Here is a 20,112-nt window from a genome sequence, read left to right on the forward strand (position 1 = left end):
TCATGAATTTAGTCACAATAACATAAAAAAGGGAAGAGATTTAAGTATGTAATCATGATGTTAAAGGGGGACGAAAAACATCTTTACTACACCTCACACTCTTCCCTTTGTAGTTTAATTATTGCCATGAAAAAAAGGAGATATACGTAGAAAACTTTTTTTTATAAATATCTATTTTTCAACAAGCAAACCTTAATCCACAGCTTGCTGCAGCTATAGCTTCACTACATCAAAGGCCCTCCATCTATATCTTTTTTACAAGCACCACAATATAAGCCTATCATGTTGTCAAGGAAAGTAAGTTTCTTAAACTCCTTTGCCATCTCTGGATCTATATTTTCTAATTCTTCATAGCACTCACTACAAAGCTCCTTATGTCTTATATGTTTAAATTTTCCAGGCAACTCTTTGATTTCTGGCACAACTTTTTCTCGATCTACAGCCCTACGGCTTGCCACCACCAAACCCATCGCCTCCTCATACTCAGTTGCGATAGACTTATACTCTTTGTTCATTTCCTTTGCTAATTTCATGTATTTTACAGTAGTCTCCATGGCTACTTTGTTATTAAGAATAAGCATTTCTGCCATAGGATCCTTTAACCCTTCTCTTACTACATGTATTGCCTCTACCTTTTGAACCTGTTCTGGGGTTAAACCTAGGATAATTCTTTCTCTGAATTCTCCCAACCATTTTCTTTTTTCTTCCGGTTTTAATTGCGGTGCTCCCTTAAGAGCAAATTCTATTGTTCTCTCTAGTTCATTTTTCTTTGACATTTCTCCACCTCCAATTTCTAACTTCTTAAATTTAATTTCCCCTATAGATATTACGATTATTCTATGTGTTAAATGGATGTTTCATTTATTCACTTAACTTCCATTTTCTAAGTTTGTCAAGATGCTTAAAATAGTATATAATAAGGTTAGTTTTTACGCAGTCTGACGTCCCTTTGTCTTGTGGGTCTGCTTAGATGGAGGTTTTATTATGAAGATTATAACAAAGGCAGATATTGCATTGATCATCGTTGTTTTTATTCTTAGTATTGTTTCTATTTTTACAATACCTAAGCTTTTAGTTGCTGATGGAAATGGTAAAGAGATTGTTGTTTATTTAGATGGAAATATCATCCATCGTTTTCCATTAATAGAGAGTCCTGAATCAGAGTTTATCGAATTCTCCTTTGAGATTAACGACAGCAATTACACTGGAAGACTAGAAATGAAGGATGGTTACGTGAGACTCCACCGATTATCAGATGAAATTTCTCCTCTATCGATCCATGCAGATATGGGATGGATTCGTGAGCCGTATCAAATGATTGTCAGTCTTCCCATCAAAATGTATATTACCGTAGAGGATGCAGAAGAAGAAGAATCTCTGATTGATATCATTGTTCAGTAATAAATTAAAAAGAGTCGGGTCATAAAATGATCCCACTCTTTTTGTTTGTTCTACTTTCTTCTGCTTTCAACTACTTCGATTCTATTTGTCGCCTTCTTTAAAGCAATTTCTGCCCTAAGGGTATCATAGGCCTCTCTACCAGCAACTAATCTTTTTTCAGCTCTTTCTTTTGCTTCTTTTGCTCTTTGGACATCGATCTCCTCTGGCCATTCTGCAGCGTCAGCAATAATGGTGGTGCTACCCTGTACTACCTTAACAAAGCCTCCAGCGATAGCCGCTTCTTTAAAGCTTCCATCCTTTTTGATCTTAATTTTACCTATCTTCAAAGGAGATACCATAGAAATATGCTCGTCTAAAATTCCTAAGTCTCCTTCGGAGGTTCTCACCACTGCCATCTCTACTTCACCATCGTAAAATACCCTGTCTGGGGTTACGATTTCTAGATGAAACTTGGAAGCCATTTCATCACCTACTTCCTTTATTCGCTTTGTTTTGCTTTTTCTACTGCTTCTTCTATCACACCAACAAATAGGAAAGCGGATTCCGGTAAGTTATCATGCTTACCTTCTATGATTTCCTTAAAGCCTCTAATGGTTTCCTTTAATGGAACGTACTTTCCTGCAAACCCTGTAAACTGCTCTGCAACATGGAAGGGTTGTGATAGGAAACGTTGAATTTTCCTGGCACGAGCAACTGTCAATTTATCTTCATCAGAAAGCTCATCCATACCAAGGATGGCGATAATATCCTGAAGTTCTTTATATCTTTGTAATACAGCCTGTACCCCACGAGCAACTTCATAATGCTCTTGGCCTACGATAGCAGGGTCAAGAATTCTTGAGTTGGAATCCAATGGATCCACCGCTGGATAGATGCCTAAATCAGAGATTTGTCGGGACAATACAGTTGTAGCATCTAAGTGGGCGAAGGTTGTAGCTGGTGCTGGGTCAGTCAAGTCATCCGCCGGTACATATACAGCCTGTACAGATGTGATGGAACCCTTCTTGGTGGAAGTAATACGCTCTTGTAAAACCCCCATCTCTGTTGCCAGTGTAGGCTGGTAACCAACGGCACTAGGCATACGTCCTAATAAGGCAGAAACCTCACTACCTGCTTGGGTAAAACGGAAGATATTATCAATAAATAATAATACGTCCTGTCCCTCTTGATCTCTAAAATACTCCGCCATAGTAAGACCAGTTAATCCAACCCTCATTCTTGCTCCTGGCGGTTCATTCATCTGACCGTATACAAGGGTTGTTTTATCAATAACCCCTGATTCAATCATTTCATGGTATAAGTCATTGCCTTCCCTTGTTCTCTCTCCAACTCCTGCGAATACGGATAGTCCACCGTGCTCTTTAGCAATGTTATTGATAAGCTCCATAATGATTACTGTCTTACCAACTCCTGCACCACCAAAAAGACCGATTTTTCCACCCTTTGCATAGGGAGCAATCAAGTCTACTACCTTGATTCCTGTTTCTAGAATTTCTGTTGATGTTTCCTGCTCTTCAAAGCTTGGGGCGGCCCTATGGATAGGAGAATGGAACTCAAAAGCCACATCTTCCTTTTCATCCACCGCTTCCCCTAATACGTTGAAAATTCTTCCTAAGGTTTCTCTTCCTACGGGTACAGTGATTGGAGCTCCTGTATCAACAGCGCTCATACCCCTTACCAAGCCATCTGTTGAACTCATAGCAACACATCTTACGGTATCTCCCCCCGTATGCTGTGCTACTTCTACTGTCACTTTATGACCATTTCCTTCAATGACAATAGCGTTCTGTAGGGCCGGTAGGCTTTCACTGCTGAATTTTATATCTACAACTGGTCCAATGATTTGCACCAGTCTACCTACATTTGCTTCAGGCATTACGTTACCTCCTCTTGATAAAAACTTTATTTCAGTGCCTCTGCTCCACCAACAATTTCTGCTATTTCTTGTGTGATCGTGGCTTGTCTTGCACGGTTATACTGTAGCTGTAAGTCATCAATCATCTCAGAAGCATTGTCAGTGGCACTTTCCATAGCAACCCTTCGTGCTCCCTGCAGACTGGTGGCAGATTCAATAAGTGCACCATAAATCATACTTTCAATATACTTTGGCACCAAAAAGCTTAGTACCGCCTCTGGTGATGGCTCATAAGACATAAACTCTTCATCATCGTTTCTTTTTACTTCTACTACTTCTTCTGCAGTAGCTTCTATTGGTAAAAGCTTCATGGTCTTTGGTTTTTGGTTGATCGTACTCAAAAACTCTGTATAAACCAAGTATACTTCATCTACTAGTTCTTGCCTGTATAACTCAATTGCTAGCTTTCCTATATTTTGTGCATCAGTAAAAGAAGGGTTTTCAGAGATATGAATAAATTCACCATCTAAGTCATAGCCTCGTTTTCTAAAGAAATCTCGACCTTTTTGACCAATAGCAATCACAGATACCCGTTCCTTTTCCTCCATATGGAATATAGCGTTTTTTATAACGTTGGTGTTATAACCGCCGCATAAGCCTCCGTCGCCAGTGATAACGATGTATGCTGTTTTCTTGACTTCCCTCGTTTTCAAAAATTCATGCTGTATTCCTCTAGTGGAGGAGATAATTTCTTGTACGGTTTTTCCTATGGTATTAAAATAGGGTCTGGTTTTATCTAGTCTTTCTCTAGCTTTTCTTAGTTTCGCCGAAGAAACTAGCTCCATCGCCTTTGTAATTTGTTTTGTACTGTTAACACTTTTGATACGCCTTTTTATACCTCGCATTCCTAGTCCAGCCAATGTATCACCTCCCGACTATTGGGCTAAAAACTTTTTCTTGAACTCCTCTAGGGCAGCCTTTAATTGTTCTTCTGTTTCCCCTTCTAGCTTTCCAGTTTTTACAATAGTTTTACCTATCTCAGCATACTGGGTATTGGCGAATTCTAGGAACTGATCTTCGAAATCTCTTACCTGGTCTACTGGAATATCTGTAAGATATTTATTGGTTACAGCATAAATCATCATAACTTGATTTTCAACCAAAACTGGATGATACTGAGGCTGTTTAAGAATCTCCAAGATTCTTTCCCCTTGGGCTAATCTTGCAGCGGTTTCCTTATCTAGCTCAGAACCAAACTGTGCAAAAGCAGCCAATTCTCTGTATTGTGCCAGTTCTAGACGAAGCTTGCCTGCAACCTTTCTCATAGCTTTTATTTGCGCACTTCCTCCAACCCTTGATACAGAAGTACCAGGGTTTACCGCTGGACGAACCCCTGAATAGAACAACTCTGATTCAAGGAAAATCTGCCCATCGGTGATGGAAATAACATTGGTAGGAATATAGGCAGAAAGGTCTCCTGCCTGGGTTTCAATAAGTGGCAGGGCTGTTAGTGAGCCTGCTCCTCTTTCGTCACTAAGTTTTGCGGCTCTTTCCAACAATCTACTGTGTAGATAGAATACATCACCAGGGTAAGCTTCACGTCCCGGTGGGCGTCTTAACAATAATGACATAGCACGGTAAGCCACCGCATGTTTAGATAAGTCATCATAAATAATTAAAACGTGCTTGCCATTTTCCATAAATTCTTCTCCCATAGAACAACCAGCATAGGGAGCAATATATTGTAAAGGTGCCAGTTCACTGGCGGTAGCTGATACAATAATAGTGTAATCCATTGCACCATTCTTTTCTAATATGTCTTGAATTTGTACTACAGTAGATTTCTTCTGTCCAATAGCAACATAGATACAAATAACGTCTTCCTTCTTTTGATTGATAATGGTATCGATCGCTATAGCCGTTTTACCTGTTTGTCTGTCCCCGATGATTAACTCCCTCTGTCCTCTACCGATAGGGATCATGGAGTCAATCGCCTTGATACCAGTTTGTAGCGGCTCATGTACAGATTTTCTAGCAATGATACCAGGAGCTACTCTTTCAACTTCTCTATATTTATCAGTATTGATAGGACCTTTCCCGTCAATAGGTTGACCTAATGCGTTCACAACACGACCTAGAAGGGCATCTCCTACAGGTACCTCCACGATTCTCTCGGTACGCTTTACGATGTCTCCCTCTTTGATATAGTCATCTGAACCCAAGAGCACGCATCCTACGTTGTCTTCTTCAAGGTTTAAGGTCATGCCGTATACATCTCCTGGAAACTGTAATAGCTCACCAGCCATACACTTTTCCAAGCCATGAATCCTGGCTATCCCATCACCAACCTGAATAACAGTTCCAACGTCCTTCATTTCAAGCTTGTTTTCATACCTTTTAATCTGCTCTTTTATCACTGAGCTAATCTCTTCAGGTCTAAGATTCATATGATATCACCCCTATTCCTATAATATAACTTGCGACAACTGCTGCTTCAAATGCCCAAGTCGATTTTTCAGTGTTCCATCAATTACTTTGTCCCCTATTTTCACCAGGACACCACCAACAATTTCTTGATCCACTTCATTCTTCAACTTAACATTTTTACCAGATGCCATAGAAAGCTGTACCTGTAGCTTTAACAGCGTTTCTTGATCAAGGGCAATGGCAGTAATCGCTACACCCTCTACCATATTTTTAGAAGCATCTGCCATTTTGTTAAATTCTCTTATGATATCATGGATAGCATTGGTTCTTCTCTTATCTACAAGAATATATAAAAAGTTTAAGACCTCATTGCTAAGCTTGTCTTTAAAAATATTTGTAAGGACTTCTTTTTTTTCATTGGAATTTACTAATGGTGTGTTTAAAAGATTTTCAAATTCTTGATTTTCCTTTAAACAGGTTCCAATAAATTCTAATTCTTCCCTTGCAGGCTGAAGATTGTTGTCCTCTTGGGCAACTTCAAATAGGGCTTCGGCATATCTTTTTGCTATTAGTTCTGCCATTGCGCTTCCCCTACCTCTTTAATAAATTCTTCGATCATTTTTTCATGAGTCTGTTGATTTAACTCTTCTTGAACGACCTTAGAAGCTGCCATAATGGCCAATGTAGAGATTTGATCCTTTAATTCGTTTACAGCTTTGTGTCTTTCTCTCTCTACTTCTTGCTGACCCTTTTCCTTAATCTTCTGAGCTTCTACTTCTGCTGCCTTAATGATTTCGTTGCTTCTTTCTTCAGCACGCTTTGTAGCTTCACGAATGATTTCATTTCTCTCTTCTTTTATATTAGCTAATTTCTCTTGGTATTGTCCTTTTAAATCCTCGGCTTCTTTATTTTTCATATCGGCTTCTTCAAGAGCATTTTCTATGCCTTTTGTTCTATTTTCCATGAACTCCGTGGCAGGCTTGAATAAGAAGCGTTTGAGTACTAAAAAGATAATAATGGTATTTACAATTTGAAAAACAAAGGTCCAACCAAATTCCACTAATCCCTGTGGCATCGTTTGTTGCCTCCTTTCCTTAACTTAAGAGGTCCTAACGCCTCTATTTCCTATCCTATAATAGGTTGATTAGTGGGTTTGCAAATAATAAAATCAAGGCAATGATTAATCCGTAGATACCTGTTGTCTCTGCAACCGCTGCACCTAGTAACATTGTTCTTACGATATCTCCTTGAGCTTCAGGTTGTCTTCCAACACCTTCAGCACCTTTACCAGCTGCATATCCCTGTCCGATACCAGGTCCTATACCTGCGATCATCGCTAACCCTGCTCCTATAGCTGAAGCTGCTAATATTAACGCTCTACCTGTGATTGGTTCCATAATAATAATTCCTCCTTCAAAAGTAATGATATTTTTCTTTTCAAAATAAATTTAAAATGAAGCTTTTTACAATTTAAATCATTAACATTTTTATGTAACCGTAGGATATAAAGTTCAGATCAACCTTTTGAGCTAACTAAACCTTCACCTCAGTTTCAATCTTAGCCTAAATTATAATAGGGCAACTAGTGGATTGGCAAACATTAAAATCAAAGCTATGATCATAGCATAGATTCCTGTTGTTTGAGCAACCGCTTGGCCTAAAAACATCGTCCTGACAATAGCAGATTGATGCTTAGGTCTTTTCCCTACCATCTCGGTTCCTTTCCCGGCTGCATAGCCTTGACCTATCCCAGGTCCTATCCCGGCTATCATGGAAAGTCCTGCCCCTATCGCAGAAGCCATCACAACAATTGCAGCTCCTGACATATTTACCAATGGATTAGCAAATAGCATGATCAGGGCGATTACCAAAGATAAGATCCCTGAAGTTTCTGCTACTGCTGCTCCTAAAAGCATAATCATCGTAGCTTGCTTGCTGCTTTTGGGATTATAGCTTACAGCCTCTGCTCCCTTACCTGCAGCATAGCCCTGGCCAACACCAGGTCCTATACCTGCAATCATAGCGAATCCAGCTCCTATAGCAGAAGCTGCCAAGATTAAAGCTCTGCGATCAAAGGTCATTAACCATTCTAAAAACCTCATGATAAAATTCGTATTTTCCAAATTTTCACCCCCTTAGGGAAAAGAGTTCACTTTGCTCATTAATCCATAGCAATTGAAATAAATACCATCGATAACATCATGAAGATAAATGTGTGTAGAACACCTGAGAAAATATCAAAGTACAGGTGAAAGACTAAAGGAATTCCCGCTTGAAGTATTGGGAAAGCTCCTAATCCCACCATGCTGCTAAGACCTATTAAGCTGCCATATAGTAGGGACATAATGATCAAACCACCTACAATGTTACCAAACAGACGGAAGGAAAGAGATACTGGGAAAGCTAGTTCTGAAATAATGTTCATTGGTAACAATAAGGGAAAAGGTTCTAAAAATCCCTTTAGATAGGTTCCAGTACCTTTGCGCTTTGCTCCATAAAAATGGATCAAGATAAATGTCAAGGTAGATAAAGCAAAGGTGGTGTTAACATCTGCTGTCGGGGGTCTAAGTCCTAATAGCCCTAATAGGTTGGCACATAATAAAAACAAAAATAGTGTCCCCATATAGCTTGCAAAAAACTTCTTATCTTCCCCCATTGTTTGAATGGTCAATTTGTTGATTGCATCAACAATCACCTCAACTACATTTTGTCTCCCTCTAGGTATTTTCTTAAAAGCACTTCCCCCTATCATGGCAAGAACCGTTAGTACTAGCATAATGATCCATGTGTTGATGACGGTTTCTGTCACAGGAATACCACCTATTTCAAAGATTACCTTTGGGCCAAACTCCATTTATTTTGCCTCCTTTCTCTTGAATATATTTTTAAAATATTGTTTATTGTTAAACAATTCTTTTTTCAAAATTACAAACTTCAAGGTTATGATCCCCAAAACCGTGCCTAATACATGAATATATTCCGCTTTAATAGATATGTATAGAACCATTCCTATAATAAAGTAGCGAATCATATATCTTGTAGTGGCATAAACCTGAGCTTGATGAGGCTGCATCTCCACTGCCTTTTTCATGGTAAGAGAAAGCAGTCTAAAATTCAGCAAGGAAATGATTGTACCAAAGAGCAGTCCTGTTAAAAAAGGCATGGGTGGTTTAACAAGAAAAAAACTAATCAATCCTAAGATGCTATTTACTATGAGAACACCCTTTATGATTTTTAGCTGCGTTTCCCCTATAGAATTCATTTCATCACTTCCTTTTACCCTTTTCAATATCTTTTGTAGCTACTTTAAAAAGATTCATAAAAGCAACAATTACGCCAGTCACGATAAAGACAAATAAAAATATCGGCTGCGTATTTAATCTGCTGTCTAACCATCTGCCTATGTACACGCCTCCAATAATGGGTATAATCATGGATATGCCAATATAGCTGATTAGTGCAAGATTTTCTAAAACATTTCCTTTTCTTCTTCCTGTTGGCATCCTTCTCTCTCCATGTTCAATATAATAGTGATTATTATGTGCAAACTTTTGTAATTACAGTTTTTGATAATGTTAAGACAACATCATATCTATTATATCATAAACTTGTTTACTTTGTAGATAATATAACGAAAATCTTAGTCAAATATTTAATCTACTGTCAACTACACTTCATTCTATTTTAATAGTTTTTGAAAATTTCACAAGAGCCACGCCGAAAATCTTTTAGATATATTTCGTGATTTTTCTACATTTTCCTTCTTTTTTTAATTTTCAATACTTTCTATTTTAAAATTATTTGGTTTTGTATGAATATATCCAAAGTAATATTTTAAAGCCGTAACAATTCTTTTGGATGCCATCCCATCTCCATAAGGATTAACAGCATTTGCCATTTGTAAATAATGTTCGCTGTTTAATAGCAATTTATCCACTTCTTTTATGATAATATCTTTTTCTACACCTACTACCTTTACTGTCCCTGCTTCCACTGCCTCTGGCCGCTCTGTCTCTGTTCTTAATACTAAAATAGGCTTGCCTAATGCAGGGGCCTCCTCCTGAATCCCGCCAGAATCGGTCAAGATTAAATGTGCTCTATTGAGGAGATTAGCAAAGGGTTCATAATCTAAAGGTTCAATTAAATGGATTGCTTCCACACCACCCATCACTTTTTCAGCAAGGCTCCGAATTTTCGGATTAAGATGTACTGGGAAAACAACCTCTGCATTCCTATGCTTTTTCACAACCTCAACGATTGCCTGAAAGATGTTTTCCATGGGTTCTCCCCAATTCTCTCTCCTGTGACAGGTCATAACGATAACCTTTTTATTGATATAATCTATTTGATTTAATAGATGGTTGTCAAAAATATAATCCTTCTTCACCACCTGAAGTAAAGCATCAATCACCGTGTTACCAGTTATAAAAATGTTCTTTTCCTTTATTCCCTCCTGAATTAAATTTTTATAATTACCTTCAGTAGGCGCAAAATGGAGGCTCGTTAAAGTTCCAGTAAGTTTTCGATTCATTTCTTCTGGATAAGGAGAGTAAATATTACCACTTCTCAGACCTGCCTCTACATGACCTACTGCTATCTGTTGGTAAAAGGCAGCTAAGGCACCTATAAAGGTAGTGGTAGTATCTCCATGCACCAGCACGATATCTGGCTTTACCTCCTGCAAGATGGATTCTAACCCCTTCAATACCTTAACGGTAATATCTGAAATTGTTTGTCCATGCTGCATAATATTCAAGTCGTAATTAGGCTTTAATTGAAATAGATCCAATACCATATCCAACATCTCTCGATGCTGTGCTGTAACACATAAAATCGATTCTATCTCTTCTGTCTCCTGTAGTTGTTTTACCAAAGGTGCCATTTTAATCGCTTCAGGTCTAGTTCCAAATATCGTCATGACCTTTAATCTCTTCATTCCTTTACTTCCTCTCTATGAATCTTATTTTCAAAATATATAATTCGACATAAATTGACGGATACCTTTTATTATTCAAGCTTCCCATTAATTTCGGAATATTTTATTAATTTCAGACTTATGAGCAAACAGATTAGTGGTCCGATATCCATAGGTTAAATAAAACTTTAAGAATCATCACCTATTCTATCAAGTTTCCCCTTAGTTTATGTATATTTTTTTGTATTTTTAATCTTATTCTATTTTGAAAATAGGAAAAAGGAAAGATGCCGATAGCTCTTATCAGCACCTAATGATAAACCTGTTTTTTTCTAGATCTCTACAGAAACACCAATCCTAAGGAAATGATTACACCGGCATAAAGTAAATTGATGATACAAAATCCCATGATATCCCTTGCCCCTAATCCTGCAATTCCTAAGGCTGGTACCCCTATTACCTATCTCTTTACAACCATTGCCATTCCTTGTCCTCCTCCTATACAAAGCGTGGCAAGTCCTGTTTTAGCTTCCTGCTTTACCATTTCGTAAAGCAATGTTGTTAGTATTCTTGCACCAGATGCGCCTATGGGATGACCTAAAGCTATGGCTCCACCATTGACATTGGTCTTCTCTGGATCTAATCCTAAATCCTTTACAACCGCTAAAGATTGTACTGCAAAAGCTTCATTAGCTTCTATCAAATCAATATCCGTTGCCATTAATCCTGCCTTCTCTAAAGCTTTCCTAGAAGCTGGCACGGGTCCATAGCCCATGATCTTAGGATCAAGTCCTGCAGAGGCAAAAGAAAGGATCGTTGCCATTGGTTCAAGATTTAATTTATCTGCCATTTCCTTTGACATCAGGATTAAAGCTGCTGCGCCATCATTGATTCCTGAAGCATTGCCAGCGGTGACAGTTCCATCTTTTTTGAAGGCAGGCTTCAGTTTATTTAACGTTTCCATGGTTGTACCAAATTTTACATGTTCGTCTGTATCAACGATTAGAGATTCTCCTTTTCTTGCAGGTACCTCAACCGGTACAATTTCTTCAAAAAATCTGCCGCTTTTAATGGCCTTTTCTGCTCTGTTTTGGCTTTGAAGAGAGAATGCATCCTGCTCTTCCCTAGAGATTTTCCACTGCTCTGCAATATTTTCAGCGGTGATGCCCATATGATAATCGTTGAAAATATCCCATAGACCATCATGGACCATGTAGTCCACCACTTTTTTGTCACCCATTCTATGACCCCATCTGGCGTCATTTAAAAGATAGGGTGCCATACTCATATTCTCTGTTCCTCCAGCTAATACAATATCTGCTTCCCCCAGCATAATGGATTGAGCAGCTAATGCTACGGTTTTCAACCCTGATCCACATACTTTGTTGACGGTAAAAGAAGATGTTTCTGCAGGTATCCCCGCTCCGACGGAAACCTGTCTTGCTACATTTTGACCCTGCCCCGCCTGTAGTACATTGCCAAAAATTACTTCTTGAACCATTTCCGGTTTAATATTTGCCCTCTTAATAGCTTCTTTGGCCGCAATAACCCCTAATGTTACAGCTGACACATTTTTGAAAGCTCCTGCAAAGGTACCTATAGGTGTTCTAGCAGCACTTATAATTACAACTTCCTTCATGATATTTGCCCCCCTCTTAAAATACATAATCGGTATTTAAATAAAACATACCTACTGTTTATAATTTTAGAAGCAAATTCCATGCCAAAAAAAATGCGAAAAGGACGAGGCTAAAATCTTGAATTTCCAATAAAAGTCTCTATCTTTTCGCAAACATTTCTCATCTGTAGTAAAGTTTGTAGAAATTTTTCTACACTTTCCTTTGATCAATCTCTATTTCTTCTTTTTTTCAGCCATCAAGCAGGATACAGACTGTAGACAATTTTCTACAATCGAAAGATGCTTGTATCCTACTTTATACAACAGCAGTGCTATCAGACTAAATCTTTTTAATATCTAATCCATAGGCATCTATTTTTTTATACAAAGAAGTCCGGTGAATTCCTAGTTTTTCTGCAGCAAGGCTTCTATTTCCATTGCTTTCCTTAAGCGCCTCTAAGATTCCTTTGATTTCTGCATCAGCAATAATATCCTTTAACTTTAGGGATTTCTCCTGATCTTCTTTCTCAACAGGTATTTTTTTCAAAAGATATTCTGGTAAATCTTCTAGTTCAATCTTATCTTTATAGGAGACATTCATGCCTCTTTCTAGAGCATTCCCAAGTTCTCGTATATTGCCAGGCCAATCATAAGCAGATAGCAGCTTCATGGCCTGGGAGGTTACTTCCTTCGGTACCATTTCAAGCTCCTTGGCTAAATTTTCAATGATATATTTAGTCAGTAAGGGAATATCCTCTTTTCTTTCTCTTAAAGGGGGAATTTCTATCCTTATTACATTGAGTCGATAATATAAATCCTGTCGAAAAGTTCCTTTCTTGATAGCTTCCTCCAAGTTTTCATTAGTAGAAGCAAGAATTCTCACATCTAATTTTAGTGGATTGGTTCCACCTACTCTATCAAATTCATGGGATTCCAGTACACGAAGAAGCTTTGCCTGCATTTCTAAAGGCATGGCTCCTATTTCATCTAATAGAATGGTTCCTTCATTGGCTAGCTCAAATTTCCCCAGTTTTCCTTCTCGCTTTGCTCCCGTAAACGCTCCCCCTTCATAACCAAATAACTCTGCCTCTAACAATTCCTTAGGAATAGATGCACAGTTTATTGTCACAAAGCTTCCATATTTACGAAGACTTGCATTATGAATGGCATGGGCAAATATTTCTTTTCCAGTTCCACTTTCTCCTTGTATCAATACAGTAGAATTGCCTTGCGCTACTTTACGAGCAATTTCTTTTAAATAAAGCATATGTCTATTTTCAGAGATAATATGCTTAAAAGTGTACTTTGCCTCATAAAACTTTGTGATTTCTCTTTTATATCTATCGACTGTACTAACTAATAATTCTAATTTTTTCGCCAAAGCTTTTAATTCTTTTACATCTTTAAACATCACTGTCCCGGCAGCTCCAATAACTTTTCCATCCTTTACAATGGGGACACGACTAGTAATCATATCATGTCCTTGTATCTTCTGAATACTTCCAATTTCTTTCTCTCCTGTTTTTGCAACAATGTGCAATCTAGTATTCTCAATAACATCTTCAACATACTTGTTCAACACATCTTTTTCCTTAATTCCCATGAGTTTTTCATAGTTCCACTTAACAATTTTACCTTCATGATCTACAAAAACCATTCCGTAATATGCATTATCAAAAAGTTCCCCAATCATCTCCACGCTTTCTTTTAGTTCCTTTAGTTGATATCCTGCATCTTTTTCTTTTGTAATATCCTTAATCACCACTACTTTACCAATGGCTGTTTCTCCAACACAAAGAGGTGTTACCCTACAGAGTAGTTGCTTATGATGAATTTGTATTTCTTTTGTAAATTGATTTTCTTGATGATTTTCTTCGATTTTCTCCAGCTTTTTTTGAAATATACTGGAAAAATCCTTAACCATCAATATATCTTTGTCTTTTCCTATAATTTCTGCAAAGCTATTATTACAAAAGCTAATTTTCCCTCGCAGGTCAAAAATAGCAACCCCATTAAAGACCATATCTAATACTCTATCAAAGTTCTCATGGATTTTATCATTTTCCATGGTAATCCACCTCCTTCCTTTAATGAGTTCAAGTAGACTCTTGTTTCAAGCTTCCTTCTATACTAATATCATTGTACCATAATTAGGAAGATAATTTGACACATACCTAAGGACTGTCCTCTATTTTTAAAAACAAATTACCATAAAAAACAGGAGCATATCATATTGATATGCTCCTGTTTTTCTTCACTTACGTAAGACTCCTTCTTGATGTCTCATGTAGTATTCATATTATTTAGCAATTATCTCATAAATGCATCTGGCCCGATTGGTAATCCACTGAAATACCATCCGATCAAAAGAACAGCCCATCCAGCTAAAAATACTAGAGAATAAGGAAGCATTGATGAAATCAGCGTACCAATCCCTGTATCTTCATCGTATTTTTGAGCAAACGTAACAATAACTGCAAAGTATGACATTAATGGAGTAATGATATTCGTAGTAGAATCACCGATTCTATAGGCTAATTGAGTGAATTCTGGATTTATTCCGGACAAGAGCAGCATTGGAACAAAGATAGGCGCCATAATCGCCCATTTTGCTGAAGCCGAGCCAATAAATAAGTTGATGAAGGCTGCAACGATGATAAATCCCATTACTAAGGGTAGCCCCCTCAACCCTATAGATTCAAGGAAATTTGCACCACTAACAGCTAATATGATGCCTAATTTTGTTTCACTAAAGTAATTTACAAATTGAGCTGCTGCGAAGGCAAGGACTAAGTATCCACCCATTCCTGCCATAGCTTGGCTCATATGCTTTACAATGTCTTTATCATTCTTAACGGAACCAGAAGAAATGCCAAATGCTAAACCTGGAATTAAGAAGAACAGCATAATGCTAGGAACAAGACCATTGCTTATAAATGGTGCAAGCACACCTTCAGCTCTCAACCATGCATTTGAAGGAATTGTTAAAAATGCCATAACAGCTCCAAATACTAGCAGAGAAATACCGGCTGCTATCAAACCTTTTTTCTCTTCTGCCGTAACCTTCATTGATTCAATCAACTGCTTACCTTTGTATTCTCCTAGTCTTGGCTCAACAATCTTTTCTGTTACCCACGTACCCAGAATGGTTAACAGAAAAGTAGAAGCAATCATAAAGTACCAGTTAGCGGTAGGCAAAATTTCAAAGTCAAATCCACCAATACGAATCGCTTCATTTGTAATCCCAGTTAAGAGTGGATCTATCGTACCTATTAAAAGGTTGGCAGAGAAACCGCCAGATACACCAGCAAATGCAGCAGCTAAACCTGCTAAAGGATGCCTGTTAAAACTTAGGAAAACGATTGCTCCAAGTGGTACAAGAACAACGTAACCAGCATCTGAAGCAACATTTGACATGATACCCGCAAATACAACTACAGCGGTTATCAATTTTTTAGGAGTGCTAAGTACTAAGTTTTTCAATGCTGCACTAATTAAACCTGTTCCCTCCGCAACACCAACCCCAAGCATTGCTACTAAAACCGTTCCTAATGGAGCAAAACCAGTAAAGTTTTTTGTAGCTGAGTTAAAGATATACTGTAAGCCTTCTGGGTTCATCAAGGAAACTGCCGTTACAGTAGTATCTGCTTTGGCACTTGCATTGTAGTAGGTTACAGTTAATCCAGCTTTAAAAGCGATTTCAGAAACGATAATAACAATTAAGGATAATATCAAGAAGATCGTAACTGGATGTGGTAATTTGTTACCCACCTTTTCTACTCCGTTCAGAAACTTATTAAATAAGTTCGGTTTCTTAGCTACCATAGATTTTGTTTCCATTTTTTCTCCCCTTTTCTTTTTTTTATTTTACTTTCACTACTATTATAAATAGCTAAAATAAGAAATGGATTTTTCTAACATATTTCTCTGTAAAAAAAGAGAGAGAAAAAAGAGAATAATTGGATTATTCTCTTGAGACTGTTGAAGTTGAACCAAATGACGAATCACCACATGTAATAGGCAAGGAAATGTCTTTTTCTGTTAAAGTACATAATGTTGGTACTGAGAATTCAGGTGCTTTGCTTTTAAGAGTGTATGAAGATGATAAAAAAATTGGAGATATAAATGTAAATATTCTTTCACCAGGGATGATTAGTTGATGGTTTAATGCTTGGTAAATATAAAATTACAAATGAGGTAGATAAGGACAAGACTGCTGGCGACTCAAACAGAGAAAACAACAAAAAAAGTATATCTATTACTAGTACTGTTCCTGCAAAAGATAAATCCCTATATATGCAGCTATTAACCCTTTCCCATTGTTCTTATTTTGATAGAGATGTTAATGATCTTTTACACGCCACAGGGTATAGTAACTGGACACAAGTAAAAAAAGGTTATGGTACTTCTGGATTTGAATATTTAATTTGTAAAAATCAACATACAGATGAATATGCAATTCTTTTTACTGGATCAGATGAACCGCTCGATTATTTAATTGATGTTGTTGAAGTTGGTTTAGATATTGTAAAAAGTCAAAGAAAGCAAGCCGAAGCTGTAATTAAGGATTTTGCTAAGGATCCAGAAACCAAGAATGCAAAATTTTATATTGCAGGACATTCTTTAGGGGGGTATTTAGCTCAATGGACAGCTGGAAATATATCTTTAAATAAGTTAGAAGGTGTAAAATCAAGCAACTTTATAAAGTGTTATACTTTTAATGCCCCTGGAGTTAATACCACTGAACTAGAAATTTTCACTGAAATTTTAAAAGGAGATATGAGTAAAATCACAAACTTTGTTATAGACACAGATTTAGTAAAAGAAGCGCATTATTATTGTCATGTAGGTAAAGTAGTAACATTCCCAATTGATAAGAGATTTGCACATTCCATAAAATACTTTTATGCCTATAATTATAATTAAATTATCTTTTATATTATATAATTGTATAATATAATACGAATAGAATATATATCCTAAAGAGGTGAAGTAAGTGGATTTGGAGTCAGTAATCCTTTGGTTAATGGGCTTTTTATTATTTGCCTTTAAGCTAATATATAATATACCAATCGTTATGTTTTTTTGGTTGCATTATGATAATAATAGAATACTTACCATTAAAAAAGCAGAAAAAATAAAACAAATTAATAATGGATTTTTAATATTTAATGTTGTTTCATATGTTCCATACTTTTATATGTATTATCTTCTTACTATAATTTATGATAGATTACCACCTTTATGGATAACGATTATTCCTATAATATGCTCATGGGTTAATATTAAATTAAGTAATAATTTCCTTAAAAAAGCTACAGAGGATATAAAGCCTAAGGAGGTGAAGTAAATGGATTCTGAATGGTTGATAATGTCTTTTTTGGTTATTACCTTTATGCTAATATATAATATACCAATCGTTATGCTTTTGGGGGTTATGTTTTTGGGATTATATTATGATGATGATAGAGTGCTTACCATTAAAAAAGCGGAAAAAATACAACAAATCAATAATGGATTTTTAAAATTTAACGTTGTTTCATATATTCCATACTTCTCTATGTATAATCATTTTGCTATAGCTTATGATAGATTACGACCTGTATGGTGGATAACGATTATTCCGATACTATGTTCGTGGGTTAATACTAAGTTAAGTAATAATTTACTTAAAAAAGCTACAGAGAATATTAAGCCGCAACTGCCGTTATAGCCTTCGCTATGTACTCTGCTTTTGCTTTTGTTACATGTGTCAATTGTATTCACCTCCTCTTTAGAAGGATGAATTTATTATGGCACAACCTGAGAGAATAATTGGATTATTCTCTCAGGTTGTTATAAAAGCCTATATCTATTTTTAGGCCGTCCTAATTTCCCATAAATTGGTATTACCTCTAGTCTTTCTTCTTCTAATAAATATTGTATATACCTATGAACTGTTTGATATGCTAAATTTACATTGCTGGTTATATCGTCAATGGTAACGTCAGAATTCTGTTTTCTCAAGTATTCAATAATTATCGAAAGTGTAGCTGGACTAATTCCTTTATCTACGAAGATACTTTCTCTATCCTCTATCATTTTTTGCTGTATTCTATTTATTTTAAGGTTTACATTCATCCTTGCAATCAAATCAGGTGCCTTGATAGGTTTTATAGCAAAATCTGTGGCTCCAACCTCCATAAACTTATCAGAGATCTCCTGTCTCTCATCCACAGTTAATACTAAAATAGCTACTGCCTGATCTAACTCTTTAATTTTTTTTATCGTAGTTAAACCATCCCAATTGGGCATATGATAATCAACAATAACTAAATTAGGTTTTTCTCTCTTGCATAGATTGTACCCTTCCCTACCACTTTGAGTTGTAATGACTTCATATCCACAATAGGTACAAATTTCTTTTATTGTATATAATATATCTGCTTCATCATCAATAACCAACACTTTCGTATTTTCGTTTTCCTTCACAATATCACTCCTCTATCTCCCTATCAACCGACGGAAAAAATACATTTACTCTTGTACCTTCCTCTAAAATACTGGCTATTTCAATCTTACCATCATTTTCTTCAATGATTTGCTTTGCAAAGGGTAATCCTAAACCAGTCGTATTATTGGTAGAATGACCAATTTCCCAAACATGCGGTAAATCTGAAGGCTTAATACCCATTCCATTGTCTATTATTGAAATCCTAATTCCTCCCATGAACCCCTTAACTTCAATGATAATTTTCTTATAAGTATCGTTGCAGGGTACAATAATTGCATTTTCTATCAAATTTATTAAAGCTCTCACCACCCTGACTTTATTTACATAAATCTCAGATAAACCTTCTTCTATATCTATTTCTAACTTCAATTTCTCATCCTCTACAGGTATTTGAGCCCTAATATAAGTGATTAGTTTCTCAACCTTCATTTTTTGTCTTGATGAACCATATAAAAAACTTGTAACCATTTCACTCATCTTTTCAACAGCATTTTCAATTTTATTACAATAGTCCTGTAATTTTTCTTGGTTTCCTGAAATTAAAAGTAATGAATTTAAACCTCTTATTGTAACTAAAGGGGTTTTTAAATCATGGGCAAGAGAATTGATTTCTAAATATACTCTATTTCCCATAGCCTTAGTCTTCATTGACTCCAAAGCCCTTTCCTTTAAATAATTTTCCTTTACAATAGCAATGTTTTGAGCATGGCTTTGAAAAAGCGTAGATGTAATTACAGCAGAAAAAAATAAAGGAATAAAGAATGAAAAGCCTATAAAATTTAATACAGAACTACTATTCAAATAAACGCCTGCAATTTTTATACTTATAGGAATATCACTTTGCCCAAATCTATAAACTGAAAAGATAGGCATTATATTTAACCATTGAAAAGCGAAAAAGACTTGTATAGATACTACTGTTGATTGAAAAAAATAATGACTTTGTCTTCGTCCCTTTCTAATCAAATAACAAGAAGAAATCATAGCAACGATTGTAGTAATAGGTTCCCAAGGAATTGACAACATTTTAGAGATAATTATATTAAGCATGACGAAGCAAGTAATTTGAACTATTAGTAAAATGTTTTCTTTCAATATCCATTGATTTAAAAGTAACCGACCTCCTACAACTACACTTAAAAATAGCAAAGTGTTTTGTGTTGTAAATAGTATACTACTTGTAGCAGAAGCCAATATTAATTGGCCACTATCTCCCGTATTGATAGCTTCTCTAATTTGTACAACAATATTAAACCATACAGCTTCTGTTATGATTGGCCACAATATGCTTGTAATAAAAAGCACCAAGGCACTTATCATGTATTTCTTTTCTTGCATTAAATTTTCCGCGTCCATAGTTTCCCCTCTTTTTATAGTGATTTCAATCAAACAACCTTGTAATG

Annotated in this window: 24 protein-coding genes; 5 read left to right on the plus strand and 19 right to left on the minus strand. The window is 36.3% G+C overall.

The genetic code is table 11. The features are described 5' to 3' along the window. Positions 1–224: 224 nt before the first annotated feature. Positions 225–776, minus strand: coding sequence for a YueI family protein (locus tag CHB72_RS12840; protein WP_089283284.1), 552 nt, complete (start codon positions 774–776; stop codon positions 225–227). A 208-nt stretch (positions 777–984) separates the two neighbouring features. Here CHB72_RS12840 and CHB72_RS12845 point away from each other — a divergent pair, with 208 nt between their 5' ends. Beyond that, positions 985–1,401 carry a NusG domain II-containing protein gene (locus CHB72_RS12845; RefSeq protein WP_242975122.1) on the plus strand — a complete coding sequence of 139 codons (417 nt, stop codon included), beginning with the start codon at positions 985–987 and terminating at the stop codon, positions 1,399–1,401. A gap of 50 nt (positions 1,402–1,451) precedes the next feature. Here CHB72_RS12845 and CHB72_RS12850 read toward each other — a convergent pair whose 3' ends face one another. From CHB72_RS12850 to CHB72_RS12925, 16 genes are all read right to left on the minus strand, one after another. Then, complete coding sequence (locus tag CHB72_RS12850; RefSeq protein WP_089283285.1) at positions 1,452–1,862, minus strand: F0F1 ATP synthase subunit epsilon; 411 nt, start codon at positions 1,860–1,862, stop codon at positions 1,452–1,454. Positions 1,863–1,879: 17 nt separating this feature from the next. After that, on the minus strand, positions 1,880–3,277 hold the full coding sequence (atpD, locus tag CHB72_RS12855) for a F0F1 ATP synthase subunit beta (protein ID WP_089283286.1): 1,398 nt from the start codon (positions 3,275–3,277) through the stop codon (positions 1,880–1,882). A gap of 26 nt (positions 3,278–3,303) precedes the next feature. Continuing rightward, complete coding sequence (atpG, locus tag CHB72_RS12860; protein WP_242975123.1) at positions 3,304–4,176, minus strand: ATP synthase F1 subunit gamma; 873 nt, start codon at positions 4,174–4,176, stop codon at positions 3,304–3,306. Between the two features lie 15 nt (positions 4,177–4,191). Next, positions 4,192–5,703, minus strand: coding sequence for a F0F1 ATP synthase subunit alpha (gene atpA, locus CHB72_RS12865; protein ID WP_089283287.1), 1,512 nt, complete (start codon positions 5,701–5,703; stop codon positions 4,192–4,194). An 18-nt stretch (positions 5,704–5,721) separates the two neighbouring features. Next, complete coding sequence (locus CHB72_RS12870; protein WP_089283288.1) at positions 5,722–6,264, minus strand: F0F1 ATP synthase subunit delta; 543 nt, start codon at positions 6,262–6,264, stop codon at positions 5,722–5,724. After that, entirely contained in the window at positions 6,252–6,758 is a 507-nt protein-coding gene (gene atpF, locus CHB72_RS12875; protein WP_089283289.1) for a F0F1 ATP synthase subunit B, read from the minus strand. Before atpF ends, CHB72_RS12870 begins: the two co-directional genes overlap by 13 nt. 55 nt (positions 6,759–6,813) lie before the next feature. Further along, positions 6,814–7,080, minus strand: coding sequence for an ATP synthase F0 subunit C (atpE, locus tag CHB72_RS12880; protein ID WP_089283290.1), 267 nt, complete (start codon positions 7,078–7,080; stop codon positions 6,814–6,816). A gap of 171 nt (positions 7,081–7,251) precedes the next feature. Then, positions 7,252–7,806 (minus strand): ATP synthase F0 subunit C, encoded by a 555-nt coding sequence (gene atpE / locus CHB72_RS12885; protein WP_242975124.1) that lies wholly within the window; start codon positions 7,804–7,806, stop codon positions 7,252–7,254. Positions 7,807–7,844: 38 nt separating this feature from the next. After that, entirely contained in the window at positions 7,845–8,537 is a 693-nt protein-coding gene (gene atpB, locus CHB72_RS12890) for a F0F1 ATP synthase subunit A (RefSeq protein ID WP_089283291.1), read from the minus strand. Beyond that, the gene (locus CHB72_RS12895) at positions 8,538–8,945 is read right to left on the minus strand and encodes an ATP synthase subunit I (protein ID WP_089283292.1); all 408 of its coding nucleotides are present in this window, start codon (positions 8,943–8,945) and stop codon (positions 8,538–8,540) included. Positions 8,946–8,949: 4 nt separating this feature from the next. Beyond that, positions 8,950–9,186: an AtpZ/AtpI family protein gene (locus CHB72_RS12900; protein ID WP_089283293.1), complete on the minus strand. Its 237-nt coding sequence runs from the start codon at positions 9,184–9,186 to the stop codon at positions 8,950–8,952. A gap of 266 nt (positions 9,187–9,452) precedes the next feature. Further along, positions 9,453–10,619 carry a non-hydrolyzing UDP-N-acetylglucosamine 2-epimerase gene (gene wecB, locus CHB72_RS12905; RefSeq protein ID WP_089283294.1) on the minus strand — a complete coding sequence of 389 codons (1,167 nt, stop codon included), beginning with the start codon at positions 10,617–10,619 and terminating at the stop codon, positions 9,453–9,455. Between the two features lie 319 nt (positions 10,620–10,938). Continuing rightward, positions 10,939–11,055: a TIGR00366 family protein gene (locus CHB72_RS28100; RefSeq protein WP_141131405.1), complete on the minus strand. Its 117-nt coding sequence runs from the start codon at positions 11,053–11,055 to the stop codon at positions 10,939–10,941. Positions 11,056–11,058: 3 nt separating this feature from the next. After that, entirely contained in the window at positions 11,059–12,237 is a 1,179-nt protein-coding gene (locus tag CHB72_RS12915; RefSeq protein ID WP_089283295.1) for an acetyl-CoA C-acetyltransferase, read from the minus strand. Positions 12,238–12,556: 319 nt separating this feature from the next. After that, positions 12,557–14,284 (minus strand): sigma 54-interacting transcriptional regulator, encoded by a 1,728-nt coding sequence (locus tag CHB72_RS12920; RefSeq protein ID WP_176431360.1) that lies wholly within the window; start codon positions 14,282–14,284, stop codon positions 12,557–12,559. 242 nt (positions 14,285–14,526) lie between these two features. After that, positions 14,527–16,056, minus strand: coding sequence for an AbgT family transporter (locus CHB72_RS12925; protein WP_207652550.1), 1,530 nt, complete (start codon positions 16,054–16,056; stop codon positions 14,527–14,529). Positions 16,057–16,175: 119 nt separating this feature from the next. Here CHB72_RS12925 and CHB72_RS12930 point away from each other — a divergent pair, with 119 nt between their 5' ends. From CHB72_RS12930 to CHB72_RS12945, 4 genes are all read left to right on the plus strand, one after another. Beyond that, positions 16,176–16,376 (plus strand): CARDB domain-containing protein, encoded by a 201-nt coding sequence (locus tag CHB72_RS12930; RefSeq protein WP_089283296.1) that lies wholly within the window; start codon positions 16,176–16,178, stop codon positions 16,374–16,376. A 7-nt stretch (positions 16,377–16,383) separates the two neighbouring features. After that, a complete protein-coding gene (locus CHB72_RS12935; protein WP_089283297.1) occupies positions 16,384–17,142 on the plus strand; it encodes a lipase family protein in 759 nt (252 codons plus the stop codon). Positions 17,143–17,212: 70 nt separating this feature from the next. Further along, positions 17,213–17,566 (plus strand): hypothetical protein, encoded by a 354-nt coding sequence (locus tag CHB72_RS12940; RefSeq protein ID WP_089283298.1) that lies wholly within the window; start codon positions 17,213–17,215, stop codon positions 17,564–17,566. Beyond that, a complete protein-coding gene (locus tag CHB72_RS12945) occupies positions 17,567–17,929 on the plus strand; it encodes a hypothetical protein (RefSeq protein ID WP_089283299.1) in 363 nt (120 codons plus the stop codon). Positions 17,930–18,051: 122 nt separating this feature from the next. On the opposite strand, the gene CHB72_RS12950 is transcribed toward CHB72_RS12945, so the two are convergent. Both CHB72_RS12950 and CHB72_RS12955 read right to left on the minus strand, forming a co-directional pair. Next, complete coding sequence (locus tag CHB72_RS12950) at positions 18,052–18,687, minus strand: response regulator (RefSeq protein ID WP_089283300.1); 636 nt, start codon at positions 18,685–18,687, stop codon at positions 18,052–18,054. Positions 18,688–18,691: 4 nt separating this feature from the next. Then, positions 18,692–20,065 carry a sensor histidine kinase gene (locus CHB72_RS12955; protein ID WP_089283301.1) on the minus strand — a complete coding sequence of 458 codons (1,374 nt, stop codon included), beginning with the start codon at positions 20,063–20,065 and terminating at the stop codon, positions 18,692–18,694. Positions 20,066–20,112: the final 47 nt, after the last annotated feature.

The organism is Anaerovirgula multivorans, from assembly GCF_900188145.1.
Taxonomy (GTDB): Bacteria; Bacillota; Clostridia; order Peptostreptococcales; family Natronincolaceae; genus Anaerovirgula; species Anaerovirgula multivorans.

Excerpts from the sequence above, each read along its gene's own strand:
- CHB72_RS12840 (WP_089283284.1), bottom strand. The coding sequence starts at position 776 with ATGTCAAAGAAAAATGAACTAGAGAGAACAATAGAATTTGCTCTTAAG.
- CHB72_RS12845 (WP_242975122.1), top strand. The coding sequence starts at position 985 with ATGAAGATTATAACAAAGGCAGATATTGCATTGATCATCGTTGTTTTT.
- CHB72_RS12850 (WP_089283285.1), bottom strand. The coding sequence starts at position 1,862 with ATGGCTTCCAAGTTTCATCTAGAAATCGTAACCCCAGACAGGGTATTT.
- atpD (WP_089283286.1), bottom strand. The coding sequence starts at position 3,277 with ATGCCTGAAGCAAATGTAGGTAGACTGGTGCAAATCATTGGACCAGTT.
- atpA (WP_089283287.1), bottom strand. The coding sequence starts at position 5,703 with ATGAATCTTAGACCTGAAGAGATTAGCTCAGTGATAAAAGAGCAGATT.
- CHB72_RS12870 (WP_089283288.1), bottom strand. The coding sequence starts at position 6,264 with ATGGCAGAACTAATAGCAAAAAGATATGCCGAAGCCCTATTTGAAGTT.
- atpF (WP_089283289.1), bottom strand. The coding sequence starts at position 6,758 with ATGCCACAGGGATTAGTGGAATTTGGTTGGACCTTTGTTTTTCAAATT.
- atpE (WP_089283290.1), bottom strand. The coding sequence starts at position 7,080 with ATGGAACCAATCACAGGTAGAGCGTTAATATTAGCAGCTTCAGCTATA.
- atpB (WP_089283291.1), bottom strand. The coding sequence starts at position 8,537 with ATGGAGTTTGGCCCAAAGGTAATCTTTGAAATAGGTGGTATTCCTGTG.
- CHB72_RS12895 (WP_089283292.1), bottom strand. The coding sequence starts at position 8,945 with ATGAATTCTATAGGGGAAACGCAGCTAAAAATCATAAAGGGTGTTCTC.
- CHB72_RS12900 (WP_089283293.1), bottom strand. The coding sequence starts at position 9,186 with ATGCCAACAGGAAGAAGAAAAGGAAATGTTTTAGAAAATCTTGCACTA.
- wecB (WP_089283294.1), bottom strand. The coding sequence starts at position 10,619 with ATGAAGAGATTAAAGGTCATGACGATATTTGGAACTAGACCTGAAGCG.
- CHB72_RS12915 (WP_089283295.1), bottom strand. The coding sequence starts at position 12,237 with ATGAAGGAAGTTGTAATTATAAGTGCTGCTAGAACACCTATAGGTACC.
- CHB72_RS12920 (WP_176431360.1), bottom strand. The coding sequence starts at position 14,284 with ATGGAAAATGATAAAATCCATGAGAACTTTGATAGAGTATTAGATATG.
- CHB72_RS12925 (WP_207652550.1), bottom strand. The coding sequence starts at position 16,056 with ATGGAAACAAAATCTATGGTAGCTAAGAAACCGAACTTATTTAATAAG.
- CHB72_RS12935 (WP_089283297.1), top strand. The coding sequence starts at position 16,384 with ATGCTTGGTAAATATAAAATTACAAATGAGGTAGATAAGGACAAGACT.
- CHB72_RS12945 (WP_089283299.1), top strand. The coding sequence starts at position 17,567 with ATGGATTCTGAATGGTTGATAATGTCTTTTTTGGTTATTACCTTTATG.
- CHB72_RS12955 (WP_089283301.1), bottom strand. The coding sequence starts at position 20,065 with ATGGACGCGGAAAATTTAATGCAAGAAAAGAAATACATGATAAGTGCC.